The organism is Myceligenerans indicum (assembly GCF_016742955.1).
GTDB lineage: Bacteria > Actinomycetota > Actinomycetes > Actinomycetales > Cellulomonadaceae > Myceligenerans > Myceligenerans indicum.
Genome location: NZ_JABBYC010000015.1, coordinates 67,574 through 87,711, shown reverse-complemented (window position 1 = coordinate 87,711; position 20,138 = coordinate 67,574). Strand labels below are relative to the sequence as shown.

General features: G+C 70.6%; 13 protein-coding genes. 6 read left to right on the top strand and 7 right to left on the bottom strand.

From position 1 onward, the window contains the following. The first annotated feature begins 157 nt into the window (after positions 1 to 157). From HGK34_RS10780 to HGK34_RS10770, 3 genes are all read left to right on the top strand, one after another. On the top strand, positions 158 to 928 hold the full coding sequence (locus HGK34_RS10780) for an ArsA family ATPase (protein ID WP_307815900.1): 771 nt from the start codon (positions 158 to 160) through the stop codon (positions 926 to 928). Positions 929 to 1,121: 193 nt separating this feature from the next. Further along, positions 1,122 to 2,633: a sensor histidine kinase gene (locus HGK34_RS10775; RefSeq protein WP_307815899.1), complete on the top strand. Its 1,512-nt coding sequence runs from the start codon at positions 1,122 to 1,124 to the stop codon at positions 2,631 to 2,633. Continuing rightward, a complete protein-coding gene (locus HGK34_RS10770) occupies positions 2,630 to 3,454 on the top strand; it encodes a response regulator transcription factor (RefSeq protein ID WP_201847030.1) in 825 nt (274 codons plus the stop codon). The genes HGK34_RS10775 and HGK34_RS10770 overlap by 4 nt, the downstream gene beginning before the upstream one ends. A gap of 70 nt (positions 3,455 to 3,524) precedes the next feature. On the opposite strand, the gene rplI is transcribed toward HGK34_RS10770, so the two are convergent. The 5 genes from rplI to HGK34_RS10745 all read right to left on the bottom strand — a co-directional run bounded on the left by rplI (position 3,525) and on the right by HGK34_RS10745 (position 8,120). After that, entirely contained in the window at positions 3,525 to 3,974 is a 450-nt protein-coding gene (gene rplI, locus HGK34_RS10765) for a 50S ribosomal protein L9 (protein WP_201847028.1), read from the bottom strand. A 17-nt stretch (positions 3,975 to 3,991) separates the two neighbouring features. Then, positions 3,992 to 4,228, bottom strand: coding sequence for a 30S ribosomal protein S18 (rpsR, locus tag HGK34_RS10760; protein ID WP_123816122.1), 237 nt, complete (start codon positions 4,226 to 4,228; stop codon positions 3,992 to 3,994). A 107-nt stretch (positions 4,229 to 4,335) separates the two neighbouring features. Further along, positions 4,336 to 4,887 (bottom strand): single-stranded DNA-binding protein, encoded by a 552-nt coding sequence (locus HGK34_RS10755; protein ID WP_201847026.1) that lies wholly within the window; start codon positions 4,885 to 4,887, stop codon positions 4,336 to 4,338. A 111-nt stretch (positions 4,888 to 4,998) separates the two neighbouring features. Next, positions 4,999 to 5,289, bottom strand: coding sequence for a 30S ribosomal protein S6 (gene rpsF / locus HGK34_RS10750; protein WP_201847024.1), 291 nt, complete (start codon positions 5,287 to 5,289; stop codon positions 4,999 to 5,001). A gap of 185 nt (positions 5,290 to 5,474) precedes the next feature. Then, positions 5,475 to 8,120: a transglycosylase domain-containing protein gene (locus HGK34_RS10745; RefSeq protein ID WP_201847022.1), complete on the bottom strand. Its 2,646-nt coding sequence runs from the start codon at positions 8,118 to 8,120 to the stop codon at positions 5,475 to 5,477. A gap of 325 nt (positions 8,121 to 8,445) precedes the next feature. Between HGK34_RS10745 and HGK34_RS10740 the strand changes: the two genes are divergently transcribed. Both HGK34_RS10740 and HGK34_RS10735 read left to right on the top strand, forming a co-directional pair. After that, positions 8,446 to 9,084 (top strand): PadR family transcriptional regulator, encoded by a 639-nt coding sequence (locus tag HGK34_RS10740; protein ID WP_201847020.1) that lies wholly within the window; start codon positions 8,446 to 8,448, stop codon positions 9,082 to 9,084. Next, positions 9,081 to 10,175 (top strand): inositol-3-phosphate synthase, encoded by a 1,095-nt coding sequence (locus HGK34_RS10735; protein WP_201847018.1) that lies wholly within the window; start codon positions 9,081 to 9,083, stop codon positions 10,173 to 10,175. Before HGK34_RS10740 ends, HGK34_RS10735 begins: the two co-directional genes overlap by 4 nt. A gap of 265 nt (positions 10,176 to 10,440) precedes the next feature. Here HGK34_RS10735 and HGK34_RS10730 read toward each other — a convergent pair whose 3' ends face one another. Then, on the bottom strand, positions 10,441 to 14,589 hold the full coding sequence (locus HGK34_RS10730; RefSeq protein ID WP_201847013.1) for a S8 family serine peptidase: 4,149 nt from the start codon (positions 14,587 to 14,589) through the stop codon (positions 10,441 to 10,443). 251 nt (positions 14,590 to 14,840) lie between these two features. Next, positions 14,841 to 18,971, bottom strand: coding sequence for a carboxypeptidase regulatory-like domain-containing protein (locus tag HGK34_RS10725; protein ID WP_207193367.1), 4,131 nt, complete (start codon positions 18,969 to 18,971; stop codon positions 14,841 to 14,843). Positions 18,972 to 19,442: 471 nt separating this feature from the next. Between HGK34_RS10725 and HGK34_RS10720 the strand changes: the two genes are divergently transcribed. After that, on the top strand, positions 19,443 to 20,129 hold the full coding sequence (locus HGK34_RS10720; RefSeq protein WP_201847010.1) for a winged helix-turn-helix domain-containing protein: 687 nt from the start codon (positions 19,443 to 19,445) through the stop codon (positions 20,127 to 20,129). Positions 20,130 to 20,138 lie beyond the last annotated feature (9 nt).

The following is a 20,138-nucleotide window of genomic DNA, read 5'->3' as shown; positions in this document are numbered from 1 at the left end:
CGTCTCGTGGGCTCGGAGATGTGTATAAGAGACAGCCCCCACCACCCCCAGCCCCGGCGGCGACCACGACGATAACGTTGTTACTGACGCTGAGATCGACGCCGATGTCGTTCTCGGCGGAGGTGGCGGTGTCGACGGGCGCGGGTATGTCGACGGGGTGGAGATCGATCCCGGGCGGACCGTGGAGCGACACCTCGACGAGGTGGGAGGGACGCTGCGGCGACTCATGCCGGAGCGGTTGTCCGGTGAGGTCACGCGGCACCTGGAGCTGGCCCGGGAAGCGCCCGGGACGCACGAGGCCGCCGTCCTCGAACGCATCGCCGACGCCGTCGAGACCGGTCTGGCCTCCTACGACCTGGTGGTCTTCGACACCGCGCCCTCCGGACACACGGCCCGCCTCATGGCGCTGCCCGAGACCATGTCCGCCTGGACCGAGGGGCTGCTGCGCCGGCAGGAGCGCTCCGCTCGCTTCGGGGCCGCGCTCCGTGGCCTGACCGGCGATGACGCCGACGACGCCGGTGCGGGCGAGCTGGTGGGCCGGCGGGATCCGCGTGCCGAACGAGACGGGGAGATCCGGCGGGTGCTGCTGCGCCGTCGGACCCGGTTCGAGCGGCTGCGCGAGGTCCTGTCCGATCCCGAGCTCACGACGTTCGTGCTGGTCCTGGCTGCCGAGCGGCTTCCCGTGCTGGAGACGATCGAACTGCACCGGCAGCTCGCGAAGCTCGGGGTCGACGTCGGCGCCCTGGTGGTCAACAAGCGGTCCCCGGCGGACGCGGGGGCCCTGCTGGACGCGCGACGTGCCCGCGAGGAGGCGCACCTGCGCGCCCTGGAAGACGCCCTCCCCGGGCTTCCCCGCGCGGAGACGAACCTGCTGCCCGACGACGTCGTCGGCGAGGACGCGCTTGCCGGCTTCGGCGGCCTCCGGTAGCCCGGCAGCCCTCGGTAGCCCGGCCGCCCTCGGTGGCGGCTGCCCTCGGCGGTACGGCCGCCCTCGGTGGCGGCAGCCCTCGGCGGTACGGCCGCCATCCGCCGGCCACCGGACTGCCCGGCGAGCGAGCCTCGTACCGGATCCACCCGCGGGGGGAGGTCGGCGCCGCGGCCGTCCGCCTAGGGTGAGGTCCGTGAACGCCCTTGCCCGACTCGCCCAGTGGTTCGGCGTGGACGCCGAGTGGGATCATCTGCCCGACGACCCACGCCGCGCCTACCGGAACGACCTGATCCTCGGGGCCTGCATCGTGGTGATGACCGTCGCCGCCGCCGAGCTCGGGCGCAGCGCCGGAATGTTCGAGGCGGGCCACGGCCGCGAGGGCCCCGACTGGCTCCCACACCTCCTCGCCGGCGTGACGGCCGTCCCGCTCGCCTGGCGGCGTCGCTACCCGATCACCGCGATGCTCGCGGTCTACGCGCTGTTCCTCGGCACGGGCCTGTTCAACGGGGCCGTGACACAGATCGCCGCGTTGCAGGTCACCTACTTCATGGCGCTCTACTCCGGCGTCGCGTGGGCGCGGGACCGGCGCGCGATGCTGATCGCGGTCGGCGTGGTCCTGCTGACGATGTTCGGCTGGATCGCGGTCCAGGTCACGGATGCCGCCGTGCGCGACGAGTTCCTCGAGTACATCGGGGGCGACAACCCGGGACTGTTCTCCCCGTGGGTGGCGCTCACCCTCTACCAGCTCCTGGTGAACGTCGCGTACTTCGGCGGCGCGATCATCCTGGGTCAGGTCTCCTGGCACGGCGCACGTCGCCGGCAGCAGGTCGCCGAGCAGACAGCGACCATCGAACGGCAGGCCCAGGAGCTGCGGGACCACGCGGTCCTGGAGGAGCGCCTGCGGATCGCGCGGGAGCTGCACGATGTCGTCGCACACCACGTCTCGGTGATCGGCGTCCAGGCAGCCGCGGCCCGGCGGGTGCTCACCAAGGATCCGGCCCGGGCCACGGAGGCGCTCGGCGTGATCGAGAGGTCCTCCCGGGAGGGCGTCGAACAGATGCGCGGCCTCGTGGGGACGCTGCGGCAGGTGGACGGGACACCACCGGGCAGCACCGCCCCGGCGGACTCCGCCAGCACCGCGAACCTGGCAGGTATCGCCACGCTCGCCGGAGACACCACGGACGGCCTGGCCTGCGTGTACCGCCTGGTCGAGGAGCCGACCGGGGCGAGCGCGTCCGTTCCCGGACCGATCGGCGCGGCGCTGTACCGCACCACCCAGGAGGCGTTGAACAACGTGCGGAAGCACTCGACGGCACGCGGCGCGTCCGTGACGCTTCGCGTCAGCCATGACGGCGAGCCGCCGATGCCGCACGGCTGGGCCGAGGTCGAGGTGCTCGACGACGGCCGGCCACTCCCGGGAACGTCGGGGAGCGGCCTCGGACTGGTCGGCATCCAGGAGCGGGCCGCCGCCCACGACGGTGAGGTGGAGGCCGGGCCGCGCGCGACCGTGGGGTTCCGCGTTCGCGTCCGTCTGCCGCTGCCCGCCGGCGGCCCGGGCCGGGAACACTCGGCGTCCGGGGCCGCAGGGCGAGCCGAGGGCCCGGAGCGCACCGTGCCTGCCGGACGCGCTGCGGCCTGGGGCGTCGAGCCCGCCCGGTACGCCTCGTCGGCCGAACCCGTCGCGCCCGAGGGAGACCGTTCATGATCCGCGTCCTCCTGGTGGACGACCAGCAGCTCGTCCGCTCAGGCTTCGCCCTCATCCTCTCGGTGGAGGACGACATCGAGGTGGTCGGCGAGGCCGCCGACGGCGCCGAGGCCGTGGACCGGGCCCGGGAGCTGCGGCCCGACATCGTGCTCATGGACGTGCAGATGCCGGTGATGGACGGGATCGAGGCGACACGCCGCCTCGCCGCCGAGGAGCTCGCGAAGGTGCTGGTCCTGACCACGTTCGACAACGACGAGTACGTGTTCCAGGCCTTGTCGGCCGGTGCGAGCGGCTTCCTGCTGAAGAACTCGGAAGCCGAACGGATGGTCGAGGCCGTCCGCACGGTCGCGGCGGGCCATGCGCTCCTCGCCCCGGAGGTCACGCGGCGGGTGATCCGGCAGATGGTCGACGGCGCGGCGGGGGCGGGGCCCGGTGTCCCGGCATCGGCGAACGGAACGGCCGCGCCGCACGAGGCGACCGCGCCCGGCGAAGCACCTGGGCCGGGGCGAACGTCTGCACGGATCGGAACCCACGGTCAGACCGGAAACCCTGGCCGAGGCGGGACGCCGGGTCGCGGCGGCGCCCCGAGCGGGTCACCGGGCCCGCACTCCGAGCCGGGCGGCGTTCTCACGACCCTGACCCCGCGGGAACGGGAGGTGCTGGAGCTGGTGGGGACGGGCCTGTCGAACGGCGAGATCGCCGAGCACCTGTGGCTCGGTGAGGCGACGGTCAAGACCCACGTCTCCAACCTGCTGTCCAAGCTCCACCTGAGGGACCGTGTGCAGGCTGTCGTGCTCGCCCATCGACACGGGCTGGTCTGACGCGCCGCGCGAATGCGACGGGCCCCGGATCCTCAGGAGGATCCGGGGCCCGTGCGGTGTGTGGGCTGCGTCAGCCCGCGACGACCTTGACGGCGATCTTGGCCGACACCTCGGGGTGCAGGCGGATCGACACGTTGTAGTCGCCGGTGGACTTGATCGGCTGGCCGATCTCGATCTTGCGCTTGTCCACGGACTTGCCGCCCTCGGCGGCGACGGCGGAGGCGATCTCCGCGGTGGTGATGGCACCGAACAGGCGGCCGCCCGGGCCGGCCTTCGCCGTCACGGTCACCGGCTTGGCGGCGATCGATGCGGCCAGGGCCTTCGCCTCGTCGAGCGTGGCGATCTCGCGCGCCTTGCGGGCACGGCGGATCGCGGTCACGTCCTTCTCGGCACCCTTGGTCCACGGCGTAGCCAGCGAACGCGGGATGAGGAAGTTCCGGGCGTACCCGTCCTTCACCTCGACCACGTCACCGGGCTCGCCCAGTCCGGTCACCTCGTGGGTCAGGATCAGCTTTGCCATGTCTCTCGATCCCTTCCTCAGCGAGCCGTCGACGTGTACGGCAGCAGAGCCATCTCGCGGGCGTTCTTCACGGCCTTCGCGATCTGGCGCTGCTCCTGCACGGTCACGCCGGTGACACGGCGGGCACGGATCTTGCCGCGGTCCGAGATGAACTTACGCAGCAGGGCGGTGTCCTTGTAGTCGATGTTGTCGATCTTCGCGGACTTGAGCGGGTTGGCCTTCTTCTTGGGCTTACGCACCACAGGCTTCGCCATGGTGTTGCTCCTTCTTCAGGTGCGGGCCGCGCCCCGGCCGGCCTGTGCGCGTTGCGCACCGGCCGTGCCACCGGGCACGACAAGATGGTGTCTGGGTTGGGTACCGGTCAGAAGGGCGGGTCCTCCGAGAACCCGCCACCGGACGACGCGGGGCCTGCCGTGGCCCACGGGTCGGCCTGCTGCTGACCACCACCGGACGAGCTGAAGCCTCCGCCGGAGCCTCCGCCGAAGCCGCCAGAGTTCTGGCCGCCCCCGCCGAAGTCCCCGCCGCCACCGAAGCCGCCGCCACCGGACCGCTGGGCCCGGGTGACCTTGGCCGTGGCGCGCCGCAGGGACGGACCGATCTCGTCCACCTGCAGCTCGACGACGGTGCGCTTCTCCCCCTCACGGGTCTCGTACGAGCGCTGCACCAGGCGGCCCTGCGCGAGGACGCGCATGCCCTTGGTCAGCGACTCGGCGACGTTCTCCGCGGCCTCCCGCCACAGCGAGCAGCGCATGAACAGGGTCTCCCCGTCCTTCCACTCGTTGCTCTGGCGGTCAAAGATGCGCGGCGTGGAAGCGATCGTGAAGTTGGCCACTGCCGCACCCGACGGGGTGAAGCGCAGCTCCGGGTCACCTGTCAGGTTCCCCACCACTGTGATGACGGTCTCGCCAGCCATTACCAAGTTCCTCGATTCGTCTCGACGCCGTTTCTTCGCATCCCATCACGAGACACTGACATGCGCCGTTCGGCGGCAGTGCCCGAGGGGGACCTCAGCTCAGCAGTTGTTTCAGCGGGCGTCCGTGCGCAGGATCTTGGTACGCAGCACGGCCTCGTTCAGGCCGAGCTGGCGGTCCAGCTCCTTCGCGGTGTCCGGCGTCGACGTGAAGTCGACGACGGCGTAGATGCCCTCGGACTTCTTCGAGATGTCGAACGCCAGGCGGCGACGACCCCAGATGTCCATCTTGTCGACGGAGCCGCCGTCGGTCTTCACGACCGTGAGCAGCTTCTCGAGCGACGGCTGAACGGTGCGCTCCTCGACCTCCGGGTCCAGGATCACCATCAGTTCGTACTGACGCATGTCGATACCCACCTCCTCTGGTCTCAGCGGTCACGGAGGTTCCGTGACAGGAGGGTTCTTGCGTCGCTGCACCCGGCGGCGCCGAGCACAGCAAGGGCCGAGTCTACCGCGACACCCTGCCCCGGCCGAAGCCGGAACAGGGTGTCGCGGGTCACCGGCGCCGGCCGGCCGGGTACTGCTCGGCGCTAGCCGTTGTTGCTGTTGTTGCCACCGCCGGGGCCGGGTTCGGTGCTGGGGCCCGTCGTCGAGGTGTCGGTGGGGTCGGGACAGGGGTCGAACCCAAGCACACCACAGGTCGCACCATCGGTCGGGGACGGCTGCGAGCCGTCCGAGACCTGGACCGTGACGGTGTTGCCCTGCTCCAGCTGCGTGCCGGGCGCGGGGTCCTGGGAGATCACGGTCCCGGCCGGCTCGGCACTCGCGACCGTCTGGCTCTGCATGCGGTAGCCGCTGGCCCGGAGCTGCTTCTCGGCCTCACGCTCGGAGAGCGTGACGACACTCGGCACCGTCGCGACGGGGTTGGCCGCGGCGGTGATCCGCACCTCGATCGTCGTGCTGGGATCGACCTCCTTGCCGGCGTCCTGGACCCGGACGACGGTCTGAGGTTCTGGGTACCGAGGGTCGTTCACTTCCTTCAGCTGCGGGTTCAGCCCCAGGGCCACGAGCTGCTGCCGCACGGACTCCCACGGCTGGCCTTCGAGCCCCTCGGGGACCTTGACCTTCTGGTCGGTCGGCGTCGGCGAAGGCGACGGCTTCGGCTTGATGTACTCGTAGTCGGGGAACTGCTCGATCGGCTCCCCGTCCAGGGCCTGTGCCATGAACGCGGTCCATGCCTGGACCGGCCACGTACCACCGGTCATCTGCTGGAACGGGGGGAACGGCGTGAGCTGCTGGAACTTCTGCGAGTCCGGGTCGTACTGGTAGATGTTGACCACGGTGACGAGCTGCGGCGTGAACCCGGCGAACCACGCGGCGTAGTTGTCGTTCGACGTCCCGGTCTTCCCCGCGAGGGGACGGTCGGGAATGTACTGCCGAGCATAGTGACCGGAACCGCTCGGGTCGTCGACCACCTGCGACATGGCATACGTCGCGTTGGCCATGACGTCCTCGCTGAACTCCCGCTCCTCGGTGACCTCGCTCTGGTACACGACCGTGCCCGTGTCCGGGTCCACGACCTTGTTCACCAGGTGTGGGGTGGTCCGCACGCCCTTGTTCGCGATGGTCGCGTACGCCCGTGCCAGGTCGACCGTGTAGACGTAGGACGTGCCCAGCACGTTCGACATCCGGCTCGATGTCTCCCCCGGGGACGGCTTCTTCTCCTTCTCCTCGTCCGAGAGCGCGTCCCACTTGCGGTAGGCGAGCGACCCCTCGACGTCAAGGCCGAGCTTCTTGGCCACCTCCTGCGTCGCCTGGGGAGTGACCTCGTGGTTCAGCTGGACGTAGACGGTGTTGACCGAGTGCGCCGTCGCCTTGACCAGGTCGATGTCGCCGAAGCTCTCGCTGGCGAAGTTCGTCACGGGCACCGGCTCCTCCAGGCCGGTGGTCGTGTCCCTCTTCGTGTAGTAGTCGAACGTCTGCGGTTGGTCGCCGTTGAACTGCGTACCGAGCGGAATGCCCTGGTCCATGGCCGCGATCAGCGCGAACGGCTTGTTCGTCGAGCCGCCCTGCTGCCAGTTGTCGGTCGCAGCGTTCAGGTCGTACTTTGGATCTGATTTGTCGGGCCCGCCGTACATCGCACGGATTGCCCCGGTCTTCGGATCGATGGAGACGAGCGCGGAGCGCATCAGAGGCGTGTTGGCCTCCTCAGGAAGCTTGGCCGTCTCGTTCGCCGCCTTCTGGAGCTTCTTGTCGATGGTGGTCTCCACCACCAGGCCGTCCTTGTAGAGCCGCCCGAGGTCGAAGCCGTTCGCCTGGAGCTCGCGCTCCACCTCCTTGAGGATGTACCCCTTCGGCCCGGCATAGGCCGCGGACTGCTTGTGCTCCTCCGGCTTCGGGAATCCTGCCGAGACGGCTTCGTCGTACTGCTGGTCGTCGATGTAGCCGTCCTCGTGCATGAAGCTCAGCGTGCGCTCCCAGCGGCCCTCCGCCCACCCCGGACCCCACTCCGTGTCGTCGTAGGCGTTGGGAGACGGGATGATCCCCGCCAGGAACGCCGCCTCGGAGGGTGTCAGCTTCTTCGCGGACTTGTGGAAGTAGGCCTGCGCCGCCGTCTCGATCCCGTACGCGCTCCTGCCCAGGTAGATCCGGTTCAGGTACTCGCCGAGGATGTCCTCGGGCGGATAGGTCTCCGGATCGCTCCGGACCTTCATCGCCAGGACCATTTCCTTGAACTTGTCGACGTAGGTCGGATTCGGGTTCCAGCTCGTGTACGCCTGCTCGACGTACTGCTGCGTCAGCGTGGACCCACCGCCGACCCCGGTGAGCGCGGCACGCGCGATACCGGTGGGGCTGATCCCCAGGTTGTTCTTCGCGTAGAAGTTGCGGTCCTCGGAAGCAACGGCCGCATTCGCGACCCAGATCGGCAGGTCATCGACGGTGACGATCTTGCGGTCCTCGGCCCCGCGGAACTCACCGAGCTTTCCGCCGTCTCCGGCGTACCTGACGGTCGTGGTCTCCACGTTGTCGAGCTCGGCCGGGATGGTGATGTTCGTCCAGGCCGCCATGAAGACACCAGCGCCGAGCGACAGCCCGGCCAACATCACGCCGACGACGAATCGCCACGACGGCAGCCATGCCTTCCAGCCCGTTCGGTACGGCCGTGGGTAGTTCCAGAACTGCGTTCGCGCACGCGGGCGGGACGGCGGGATCTGCGGGGCACTCCAAGTAGCCACGTCCTGCCTCTTCCTCTCGTTCGGTGGGGGCCGGTGCCCGAACGGGGTCTGCGGACCGCACGGTCCAGGGCACATCGAGCCACCGGACACAATAGAGGCACCGCCTCGGCCTCGGGCAACGATCGGGGCGGAATCACACGGAGAGTGACGCAGTTCCCCCACGGCACCCGCAGCCCTCGTCCCGCGCCTTCACGTGTTCGTCACATTTGGAGCCCGCTCCGTTGCGCCCGGCAACCACACGTGCCTATCCTCACGATGTATCGACTCGATAGGTCGAGTGGCAACCAACGGAAGATGAACGTCCCGTGACGGGAGGTGGGTCGGCATGCGCAGTCGCACGGAGGTGCTGGAGATCGCGGTGCTCGGTCTCCTGAACGAGGCCCCGTTGCACGGCTACGAGCTGCGCAAGCGGCTCAGTCTGGCCCTGGGTCCGTTCCGCGCCCTGTCGTACGGCAGCCTGTACCCGGCACTGCGCAGGCTCGTGCAACGCGGGCTGATCACCGCGGTGGACGGTGACCCGCGGCCGCCGTCGGCGTCCGACAGGTCGCGGCCGGCCAAGCTCGGCCGTCGCGGTCGCATCGTGTACAAGCTGACCGCGGAGGGCAAGGAGCACCTCCACACCCTCCTGACCAGCTCCGGGCCGGCCGCGTGGGAGGACGAGAACTTCGACGTGCGGTTCTCCCTGTTCGGGCAGACCGACGCCGAGACACGTCTGCGCATCCTCGAGGGACGCCGCACACGTCTCGCGGAACGGCTGGAGGCCGTCCGCGACGCCGCGGCGCGCTCCCGGAGCCGCTCCGACGAGTACACCCGCGAGCTCCAACGCTTCGGACAGGAGAAGGTGGAACGCGAGGTCGACTGGATCGACCGACTGATCCGCACCGAACGCAGCCGTGTGGACGCCACGAGCGGCGCCACCCCCAAGACCCCAGGGAACACACCTCAGAGTAAGGAGCGAGGATGACTTCCATCCGCGTCGCGGTCGTCGGCGTAGGGAACTGCGCGTCGTCACTGATTCAGGGCGTGCACTTCTACAAGGACGCCGACCCACAGGACAAGGTGCCGGGCCTGATGCACGTTCAGCTCGGCGACTACCACGTGCGCGACATCGAGTTCGTCGCGGCGTTCGACGTCGACGCGAAGAAGGTGGGGTTCGATCTCGCCGAGGCGATCACCGCGTCGGAGAACAACACGATCACCATCGCCGATGTCCCGCCGCTCGGAGTCACCGTCCAGCGTGGGCCCACCCTGGACGGGCTGGGCACCTACTACCGGGACACCATCGACGAGGCGGACACGGACCCTGTCGACGTGGTCGCGGCCCTGCGTGAGGCCGAGGTCGACGTACTCGTGTCCTACCTGCCGGTGGGATCCGACGAAGCCGACAAGTTCTACGCGCAGTGCGCCATCGACGCGGGGGTCGCCTTCGTCAACGCGCTGCCGGTGTTCATCGCGTCCGACCCGGAGTGGGCCCAGAAGTTCACCGCGGCGGGCGTACCGATCGTCGGCGACGACATCAAGTCACAGGTGGGCGCCACCATCACGCACCGGGTGCTGGCCAAGCTGTTCGAGGACCGGGGCGTGGTCCTGGACCGCACCTACCAGCTCAACGTGGGCGGCAACATGGACTTCAAGAACATGCTGCAGCGGGAGCGGCTGGAGTCCAAGAAGGTCTCCAAGACGCAGGCCGTCACCTCGAACCTGTCCGACGGGCCGCTCGCCGGGGTGAAGGACGACCGCAACGTACACATCGGGCCGTCCGACTACGTCGCGTGGCTGGACGACCGCAAGTGGGCCTACGTCCGCCTCGAGGGCCGCGCCTTCGGCGAGGTGCCACTGAACATGGAGTACAAGCTCGAGGTGTGGGACTCGCCGAACTCCGCGGGCATCATCATCGACGCGGTGCGCTGCGCGAAGATCGCGAAGGATCGCGGCCAGGGCGGCCCCGTGCACCCGGCGTCGACCTACTTCATGAAGTCCCCGCCCGAGCAGCGTGAGGACACCGAGGGCCGGGCCCGCCTGGAGGCCTGGATCCGCGGCGACGAGACCGCCTGACCGCCTGGTCTCCTCTGGCCGCCCGGCCTCCCGGCCGCCTGGTCGCCTGGTCGCGGAGGTCGCACAGGTACCTGGTCGGGGGTTTGGCGTGTGGTCGGTCAATCACTCGACCGACCACACGCCAAACCCCCGACCACACACCGGCTCCGGTCCACCCGCGCAGTCTCCACCCGGGCGACATCCCCTCGCGCAGCCTCCACTCGCGCGACCTCCATCCCGCGCCGGCCGGCCGCCGGGGTGGCGGACCGGCCGTGGCGCCCGGCCGTCAGCCGCAGTACTCGGCGAGGCCGACGTCGTGGACCACGGTCCTGCCCGGGATGATCCACACGTTCGACCTCGCCACCGGCGGATAGCCGTCCGCCGAGCCCAGGAGCGTGATCGTGTTGTTCGACACCCCCATCCAGCGGGCATAGCCTCCGTCGGGCCCGGTCACGAGCGTGACGTCGTACGCGGAGCCGTCGAGCGTCACGAACGCGCCCTCGAGCGGCGCCGGATCGCCCTCGCACGGTCGCCCCGTCACCGTGCCGGTGATCCTGCCCCAGTTCTGCGGGGGCCTCACCGACATGGACACGTGCGCCCGGGGCATCGCGTAGGGCGTCGAGCCGTCCACCATGACGGCCGACTCGTAGGTTCCCGGCTGGTCCACCCGGCCGCTGTCCATCGCTACCCGCACGGTCAGCGACTCACCGGGCCGTAACGAGAACGCCGGCGGCTGCACGTCGAGCCACGGCACGTCCACCGAGGTCTCACCGGTGACGTTCATGACCACGTGCATGTCGGGAAAGCCGAGATCACCGGTGGCGGTGGGCTCGGCGTTCCCGCACGCCTCGCTCGCGAGGTACGTCGGAGCGGTCTCCGGCTCCGGGTTGGACCCCATGAAGAAGGCGGGCCCGTCCGGCGCCGCCACCTCGACCACGAGCGTGCCGGCCGCGGTCGCCTCCACCGGCACGTCGACCAGCGTCAGGTCGGCCGACTCCAGCTCCGTCGTGGCCGACCCGATCAGTTCCAGGTTCTCGTGGAGCAGCGCACCATCGAGCGTATAGAGGTTGACGGTCACCTCGGTACCGGGGTCGGCGGCCTCCACCCCGAAGGACACGTTCGTCACCGCGAGCTCGCCCCCGATGCCGAAGTCCTCCAGCGTGAACGTCCGCAGGACCTGCGTCGCCTGCCCGACGCACGCGGCCGAGTTGCCCGGGACGATCTCCTGCGACGAGGAGTGCGTGATCGTGGTGCCCGTGGCGGCGAGCAGGGTCTGCGTCGGGGCCGGCGTGACCGGCCCCGCACCCCGCCCGTGCCGCGCGTAGCCGTGCCCGGTGTTCGGCCCGGTGCTCTGCCCGGTGCTCTGCCCGGCGTCCCGGTCCGGCACGGCGCCGTCCGTGGTCATGTCCGACGGCGGTGCGGGCGCGGTCACGACCTCGGTCGCCTCACGCTCGACGCCCTTGATCACGGCGCCAGGCACATCGGACGACAGGATCTCGAAGTCCGACGATCCCGGGTACACCTCGACCTCGGCGGGCGCCGTGCCCTCGTTGGTCACGGTGAACCGGCCGGTCCCGTCGTCGCCCAGCACCAGCTCGTCCCGCACCTCCTCCGGCGCCACCACGAGCCGCGCCGCGGCGAGCCGGACGTCGTGCCGGGCGATCACGTCCCCGACGACCCGGGCCGAGGACTCACCGGTGGCGTACCCCCGGCCTTCCACGAGGACGGTCCGCCGGCCCGCCGGTGCGAAGAGTGAGTAGTAGCCGGGCCGCACCCCGGCGTCGGCGGGGCTCGCCGTCGTCACGCCGTCGTCCGGGAGCGCCGCGTCGGCCACGGTCGCCCCGGCCACGCCCTCGCCCGTGTTCAGGTCGGTGACCACACCCGCCACGAGACCCCCGCCGACGGGACGGCACTCCCCGAAGCCGACGTCGTCGATCTGCCACCACAGGCCCCAGTGGGCGTCACCGAGGTGGAAGCGGACGAGGACGTCGCTCTCGCCTCCGGCCGCCGACAGGTCCACGAGCCTCCGGCCCTGCGCGGACATCGTCTGGTGCAGCAGCGTCTCCCACGTCCGGCCGCCGTCGACCGACAGGTCGACGTCGGCGAACTCCCCGACGCTCTCGAAGGCCTGGTCGAACGTCATCGTGGGCGCCGACAGCCCGGTGAGGTCCAGCCGCCGGGTGGTCAGGGTCGCGTCCTGATGCCCCTCGGGACCGTAGCCGTCGCTGTTCACCTCGGCGAACAGTCCCTCGCCGCCGGTCATGTTGCCGTAGCCGAAGGCGTCGTCGAACGTCCACCCCTCACCGGTCCCCGCGAGGTCCTCCTCGCCCCAGCCCGCGGGCACCTCGCCGGACTCGAAGCCCTCGACGCCGATGCCCGCACCGCTGAACGCGTAGCCGGGCGCGACGCAGGCAGCGGTGACCCGTGCCGCGATGTCGCGCACGACGGGCTCCGCGGCCACCGTGACCTCCTCGCGCGACGTCGTGTACCCCTCGACCGCCGGGTCGACGGCCAGGACGTGTGTCGCGTTCGCGGGGACGTCCAGCGTGTACGCGCCGGTGAACGGGTCGGTCCATGCCGAGTAGCGGGCCGGCGCCCCCACGACCTGCACCTTCGCGCCGAGCGGCCAACCGTGCCCGGACCCGTCCTCGACGGTCCCGGTCACGGTGGTCAGGGGCGCACGGTCGAGGACGGTGTCGGCGACGGCGGTCTCGCCGCCGGGCACCTCGACGCCCCGCACGCTCCCGGTGACGTACCCGAAGGCCTCGAACCCGACGTCGTACGCGCCGGCGGGAAGGAGGATGCGGAACCGGCCCGCCGCGTCCGTCGCCGTGGAGCGCTCACCGACGGTGACGGTGGCGCCGGAGACGGGTTCGCCGCCGGCGTCGGTCACGGACCCGGCGATGAAGCCGTGCTCCTCCGGGCCCGCGGCGTCGATCAGGGCGAGCAGGTCGAGGTCGCCCTCGCCGTAGACGTTGTTGTTCTCCGGGCTGCCGCCGCACTCGTCGTCGGCGTGGTCCACGGCGGACACGTCGAGCAGGTCCCGCGTGGCGGGAATGTCGCCGATCAGGCTCGGAACCGCGGACCACAGGACCGCGACGGCACCGGTGACGTGCGGCGCCGCCATCGAGGTGCCGGACAGCACCTCGTAGCCGCCGCCCGGGACGGAGGACCGGATCTCCTGGCCCGGAGCCGCGATGTCCGGCTGGACGATGCCGTCCTCGCCGGGTCCCCGTGAGGAGAACTCCGCGGCCTCGCCCTCGGCGGTGGTGGCGCCCACGGAGTAGGTCGCGACGTTGGCACCGGGAGAGGACACGCTCTGGCAGCCGGCCTCTCCGCCGTTGCCCGCGGCCCATACGCCGAAGATCCCCGCGGCCTCCCAGGCGGCGATCTCCGGGGCGAAGAAGTCGTTGATGTCCCCGGGAAGCTGGGAACCCCAGGAGTTGTTCACGACGTGCGGGCGCAGCGCCGGGTTCGGCTCGCTGCCGTCCGCGCGCGTCGGCGCGAGGATCCACTGGGCGGCGGCCGTCAGGTCGGCGTCCGAGCAGGTGTCGCAGCCGTTCGCCGCGATCCACCGCGCACCGGGGGCGACCCCGATCTGGTTCTCACCGCCGTCGTCGCCCACGATCGTGCCCATCACGTGGGTGCCGTGGAGGGCGCCGTCGCACGGGGCACCCTCGCATCGGCCGGAGACGTCGAACCAGTTGTAGTCGTTCTCAATGGTGCCGCCGTCGGCCGCTCCCCGGTAGTGGCTCGCGAGCGCCGGGTGTTCCAGGTCTGCGCCGGAGTCCACGGTGGCGACGGTGATGCCCTCGCCCGTGTAGCCCAGGGCCCAGGCGGCGGGGGCGTTGACCGCCTCGATGCCCCATTCCACGGCTTCTGCCCCCGCGTCGCGTTCCGGCACCTGCTCGACGGGCTCGACCGGCTCGACGGCGACACGCTCGTGGACCGTGGTCACCGCCGGCTCGGCGGCGAGGCGCGTGGCGAGCTCCAGGTCGCCGCCGGTGACGAGGATCGAGTTGTTGATCCAGTAGCTCTCGTAGTCCGCACCGGCCGTTCGCAGCCGCGCGACGACGCCGGCCTGGGACTCCTTCGCGGCCCTGGTCAGCGTGTCGTAGACGTAGCGACCGCGTTCGCCCCAGTCGCCGATGCCGGTCGCCGGCGCGAGGTCCGGGGCTTCCTCGAAGCGGATCCAGAAGTCCGCGGGCCTTCCGGTTCCGAGACGGGTGCGGAGGGTGCCGGTGAGCTTCCTGCCGGCGGCCGTGAGGTCGGCCGTGTCTTGCGCGGTCTGGCGGGCGGCGACCACGCGGGCGCTGCTCGGCGGCTCGGCCGGTGCCGGTGCGGCACTCGCCACCGAGGCGGCCACGAAGGAGAACGCCGTCGCGGCGGCGACGGCGACGGCGGCTCTCCCTCCAGGCATGGTGCGACGTCGCATGAAGCCTCCTGCGGTCTGGCGTCCGTGGATCACGGACGCGGCGGCAACCGTCGAATGACGGCTGAATCACACCGTGACCCAGTTCCGCACGACCGGCAATGACAGCCTATGACTTAGATCATTAATCTCTATTGAAACGCGAAAAGGGATCTACCGCCCGAAAGTCGCTCGGCGGCAGGCCAGACGGCCTGGTCGTCCGTCCGCGGAACGGATGACCAGGCCGCCTGGCCGGCTTCTACCGGCAGGTCACGTCAGGCAAGCGCGTCGAGCGCGAAGTCGTACGTGACCGTCTGGCCCTTGATGATCGTGCCGGTCCTGACCTGCGGGACGTACCCGTCCTTGGCGACGATCATCGTGAGCGTGTTGTTGGACACCCCCATCCAGTACTCGTAGGCGCCGTCCGCGCCCGTGATGAGCGTGACGTCCTTCTCGAGGCCGTCCAGGTGCACGGTGGCCCCGTCGAGCGGCGCCCCGGACGTGTCGGCGATGGTGCCGGCGATCTTGCCCCAGTTGCCCGGCGGGTTCGCCACCAGGGTCGCCGTGACGGAGGGCTCGGCGTACGGGGTGCTCGCCCCGAGCACGACGTCGGCCGTGTAGGTGCCCGGCTGGTCGACGGCGCCCGGGTCGATGGTCGCGACGACACGGACGGACTCACCCGGTGCCAGGGTCACCGACCCCGGCTGGGCGTCCAGCCACGCCGTCCCACCGGCGCCGCCGGTGCTCCCGGACACGTTCATCACGACGTGCATGTCCGGCCAGCCGATCGAGTCGGTCGCGGCCGGCTCGCTGATGCCGCAGTCGTCCGCCTTGAGGTACGACGGCGCGGTCTGCCCGTCCGCGTTCGACCCGATGTAGAACACGCCGCCCACGTCCTGCAGGTTGGGCGTGACCACCTCGACGACCAGCGTGCCTCCCGAGATCTCGCCCTCCACGGGGACGCTGACCATGGACAGCTCCTGGGCCGCGATGTCCACCTCGGCGGTGCCGAGCTGCTCCAGGTTCGCGTAGACGAGGTCCTCCCCGACCAGCTCGTACAGGTTGACGGTCAGGGTCTGCGCCGTGGCCTGCTCGACCCCGAACGACACCTCGGACACGGCGAACGACCCGTCGATCCCGAAGTCGCTCAGGGTGAACGTCCGCAGGAAGCTGTTCTCCGAGGTCCCGAACGCGTTGCCGCAGGACGCCGAGTTGAGCGCGACGACCTCCTGCGAGGCCGAGTGGGTGATGGTGGTCTCGGCCTGCGGCAGGGTCACCGCCGGGAAGGCCGAGACGCCCTCCGTGAGCGACGAGGAGCTCAGCCGGCCGACCGATGCACCGCCCCAGGAGCCGCCGATCGTCGACGGCAGCGCGGTCGCGGAGACCTCGGTGGCCTCACCCTCGACGTGGTTGATCACCCCGCCGGTCGACGGTGTGCCCAGACCGAGCATGTCGAAGTCGCCGCCTCCGGTGCCGACCGAGACGTCGGCCGGGGCCGAGCCCTCGTTCGCCACCACGAAGCCGCGGGTCGCCGCGGCTCCGCCGAGGCGCTTCTCGACGGAGACCTCCTCCTTGTTCACGGTGAGCAGCGCCGCCCTGAGCTGGGCGTTGCGGGTCTTCGCCTCGCCGTCCTCCCTCATCGTGACGCTCTTGTCGACGGGCTCGTAGTCCCCGGCGGAGAACTCCAGGTCGTACCGGCCCAGCATCACGACCGCCGTGTACCGGCCGTCGTCACCGGTGGTGACGGTGGCGGCGGCACCGTCCGCGTCGGTCATGGTGACGGTCGCGCCGGCGACCGGTTCCTTGGTGTTGTAGTCCTTCACGATGCCCGACAGCGTCGCGAGCGGCGGCGCGTCGTACGTGATGGACAGCCCCTGGGACAGGGCCGCGGTGTTGTAGGAGTACTCGAGGCCGACGCCGCCCGCCTCGTCCTCGATGCCGACCGTCGCCGAGGAGCCGGCGGCGGTGTCGCCGCTGCCGGCGAGCTCGCCGTACCCGATCACGATGTCACCGTCGGCGAGGAGCGTGACCGAGAAGTCGAGCCGGGCGTCCCGGTCCCCGTAGAGGGCGACGTCCCGGAACTCCAGCACGAACGCGTCCGTGCCGTCCACGGTCGTGGTGCCCTCGTACAGGCCCGACTCGCCCGAGACGAAGTACAGGTCGTCCCAGAACGGGTAGACGGCCGCGTTGGGCACGGAGGACGCCGGGATGGAGGTGTTCCCGTACGCCGAGGTGGCGGCCAGGAAGTTCACGTGACCGTTGGTGGTCACGTAGGCGGTGTCGTACGACTCCCCGTAGAACGTGAAGTCGAACGGGAGCGAGACCGTCGTGGAGCTGTCGTCGCCCGCGAGACCCGTGTCCGTGTCGCCCTGCAGGTACTCGCCGGTCGAGACCGAGCACGAGTAGCCGCGCTCGTCGACGAGTGCCTCGATCGTCACGGGCACGTCCAGGTCGGAGTCGACGACGACGTCCTCGGCGAAGGAGGAGGCGCAGCCGCCCATCTCCACCGAGAGCGGGTAAGTTCCCTCGGGCACGTCGGCGAACGCGAAGGTCCCGTCCGCACCGGTGGTGACGTCCTCGAAGTGGCTGCCCAGGCTGACCGGGGCGTCCGCCACGGCGGTGCCGTCGGCGAAGGTGACCACACCCGAGACGGTGTGCGTGGGGGCGGCCTCCAGCGTGATCGGGACGCTGACGGACTCGTCCGTGCCGACCGTGACGGGCTCGGGAACCGAGTCCAGGTAACCGAAGGCCGAGGCGGACACGTCGTAGTCACCCGCCAGGACGGTCGCCGAGAAGGCGCCGTCCTCGCCGGTGGTGACGGTACGGTCGCGCTCGCCGTCGAGCAGCACGGAGGCGCCCGCGATGGGGGCGTCGGCGGCGTCGGTCACGACGCCCTCGACGGTTCCGGTGCCCGCGGTGGGAGCGGCGTCGACGGCCGCGGCGATGTCGAGCTTGCCCTCGCCCCAGACGTAGTTCTCCTCGGCCGTGCCACCGCACTGCAGATCCTCGGTGTCGACCGCGGACTGGTCGAGAATCTCCTTGGTGCCCTCGATGTCGCCGACGAGCGCGGGAGCGGCGCTCCACAGCAGAGCCACGGCGCCCGCGAGGTGCGGGGTCGCCATCGAGGTGCCGTTGTAGTTCGCATAGCCGCCGCCCGGGACGGACGAGCGCACGTCGACGCCGGGTGCCGCGATGTTCGGCGTGGTCACCCCGTTCTCGCCCGGCCCGCGGGAGGAGAAGCTCGCAATATTCCCGTTCACGTCATAGGCGCCCACCGAGTAGGTGTTCTCGTATTCCCCGGGGAACCGCGCCGTCTCGCACGCGGAACCCTCGTTACCTGCGGCCCACGCGCCGAAGATGCCGGCCGCGTCCCACGCCAGCGTCTCGTCGCGCATCCAGCCGTACGGATCGGGCGCGCCCGGGGGAATGCCCCACGAGTTGTTGATGACGTGCGGGCGCATCGCCGGGTCAGGATCACTGCCGTCCGCGCGTGTCGGGGCGAGGAACCACTGCGCGTCGGCGAGGTAGTCGTCGCGCGTGCAGCCGGAGTTGTCGATGCAGTTGGCCGCGATCCACGTCGCGTCGGGCGCGACGCCGACCTGGTTGCCCGCGCCGTCGTCACCCACCATGGTGCCGGTGGTGTGCGTGCCGTGGCCCTGCGTGTCGCAGGGGCTGCCGCCGCAGCCGCCCGGGATGTCGAACCAGTTGTAATCGTTGTCGACGGCGCCGTCGGCGCCCAGTCCGCGGTACTTGGCCGCGAGGGCCGGGTGGGTCCCGTCGACGCCGGTGTCGAAGCTGGCCACGGTGATCCCGTCGCCGGTGAAGCCCAGGTCCCACACCTCGGGGGCGTGGATCGCGCTGATGCCCCACTCCACCGCGGTGGTGAGCTTCTCGTCGGCCGGCTCCTCCTTCACCGGCGCGATCTCGAGCATGTCGAACTGCTCGTGGATGCTCTCCACGGCGGCGCTCGTGGCGACCGCGTCGGCCAGCGCGAGCGTCCCGTCCTCGACGAAGATCGAGTTGTTGATCCAGTACGACTCGTAGTCGGTACCGGCAGCCTCGAGCTGCTTGACGACGCCGGCCTGCGAGGCCTCGGACGTCTCCTGCAGGGCGTCGACGACGTACTGGCCACGCTCGGCCCAGTCGGCGATGTCCTTGGCCGGCTCGAGGTCCGCCTGGTCGGCGAACTCGATCCAGAACGCGGCGGTCTTGGCCGATTCCAGCTGCTCACGCGAGGCGGAGGTGAACTTCTTCTCGGGGTCGTCGGCGACAGCGGCAGGCGTCAGGGCCGGCCTGTGCTGACTGGCGAACGCTGCTGGCACAGCGGTCACCGCGGACGTCGCGAGGAGCGCGAATGCCGCGGTGACGGCAGTGGTCGCGCGCCGCGCAATGCTGCGACGGTGCATGGAGCCTCCATGGTTCGACACCCGCCACGTGGTGGCGGGTGCACGCGTCGGCCCGAGGTTACGGGCCGGAAACCACAGTCGTTCCTGATGCTTCAGGCAACAAGGACAAGGCGGCGTCGGCTCCAGGTCGTGTCAGGGTCGATTCAAGGTCAAGAAACGGTCGATCATGGGCCAGATCTTCGCGTCAAGGGGCAGGAAGCGATTTCACCCGCCGCCACCGGGTGAAATCTCGCGCCTGATGCTCCTTTTGGCGCAAATACGACATGACGGCTTTCCGCCACACGAAGAATGCAACACGAAATTAACGACAAACCGCCTTGCGAGACGGTAAGAAAGGGGGGAGAACGAACCCACGTCCCGCCTCCGTACCGACTGGTGTCCTCGACAGCGCAACGACGCGCGACCGCCGTCGGACGGCCCGAGTGATCGAACGCATCCCGAGACCGCCGGCCGCACTCCAGGAAGGCCACCGTGACACGTATCGTTCCTCGTCCGGGCGACGACGCCTACGTCGTCTGCGTCGGCATGCCCCCCGAGATCGTCGCCCAGGTGGTGCACGCGCTCGGCGGCCGGCATGCCGTGGTCGTCGTGCCGGACCGTGACAGCGCCGTCAAGCTGTTGACCCCGGACCGGGAGGCCGGCCCCGCGCCGGGCCGGCCCCACACCGGTACGGGCACCGGGGGCCCGGTACCGGCCGCGGCGGACGGGGGCCGCGTGCTCGCCTTCCCGCACCGCGGCCGCCGGCACGAACCGGCCGGGGCACTGGACGCCGTGCCGCCGTCCACCGGTCAGGTGCCTGTCGTGTCGGGTGCCGTCCCGGTGGTGAGCGGAGCGTTCGCCGCCCCTCCGCCGCGGAGGGGCCCGACCGTCCACGGCCCCCTGACGCTTGACCTGGCCGCCCGTGAGGTCAGGTTCCAGGGCCGGGAGGTGCACCTGTCGGCCCAGGAGTTCGACCTTCTCGCGACGCTGGCCTCCCAGCCGGGCCGCGTCTGGACGTTCGCCGAGCTGACGGCCCACGTCTGGGGAACCCGGTATCTCGGCGACGCCGACGCCGTGACCTCCGCGATCAAGCGGCTCCGCCGGCGGCTTCCGCGCGTGCGCGGCCTGGAGGTGGCGTCGGTCCGTGGCGTCGGCTACCGGCTGCGCGTCCCGGAGTAGGGCGCGCGG

Excerpts from the sequence above, each read along its gene's own strand:
- HGK34_RS10770 (WP_201847030.1), top strand. The coding sequence starts at position 2,630 with ATGATCCGCGTCCTCCTGGTGGACGACCAGCAGCTCGTCCGCTCAGGC.
- rplI (WP_201847028.1), bottom strand. The coding sequence starts at position 3,974 with ATGGCAAAGCTGATCCTGACCCACGAGGTGACCGGACTGGGCGAGCCC.
- rpsR (WP_123816122.1), bottom strand. The coding sequence starts at position 4,228 with ATGGCGAAGCCTGTGGTGCGTAAGCCCAAGAAGAAGGCCAACCCGCTC.
- HGK34_RS10755 (WP_201847026.1), bottom strand. The coding sequence starts at position 4,887 with ATGGCTGGCGAGACCGTCATCACAGTGGTGGGGAACCTGACAGGTGAC.
- rpsF (WP_201847024.1), bottom strand. The coding sequence starts at position 5,289 with ATGCGTCAGTACGAACTGATGGTGATCCTGGACCCGGAGGTCGAGGAG.
- HGK34_RS10740 (WP_201847020.1), top strand. The coding sequence starts at position 8,446 with ATGCGCAGTCGCACGGAGGTGCTGGAGATCGCGGTGCTCGGTCTCCTG.
- HGK34_RS10735 (WP_201847018.1), top strand. The coding sequence starts at position 9,081 with ATGACTTCCATCCGCGTCGCGGTCGTCGGCGTAGGGAACTGCGCGTCG.
- HGK34_RS10730 (WP_201847013.1), bottom strand. The coding sequence starts at position 14,589 with ATGCGACGTCGCACCATGCCTGGAGGGAGAGCCGCCGTCGCCGTCGCC.
- HGK34_RS10725 (WP_207193367.1), bottom strand. The coding sequence starts at position 18,971 with ATGCACCGTCGCAGCATTGCGCGGCGCGCGACCACTGCCGTCACCGCG.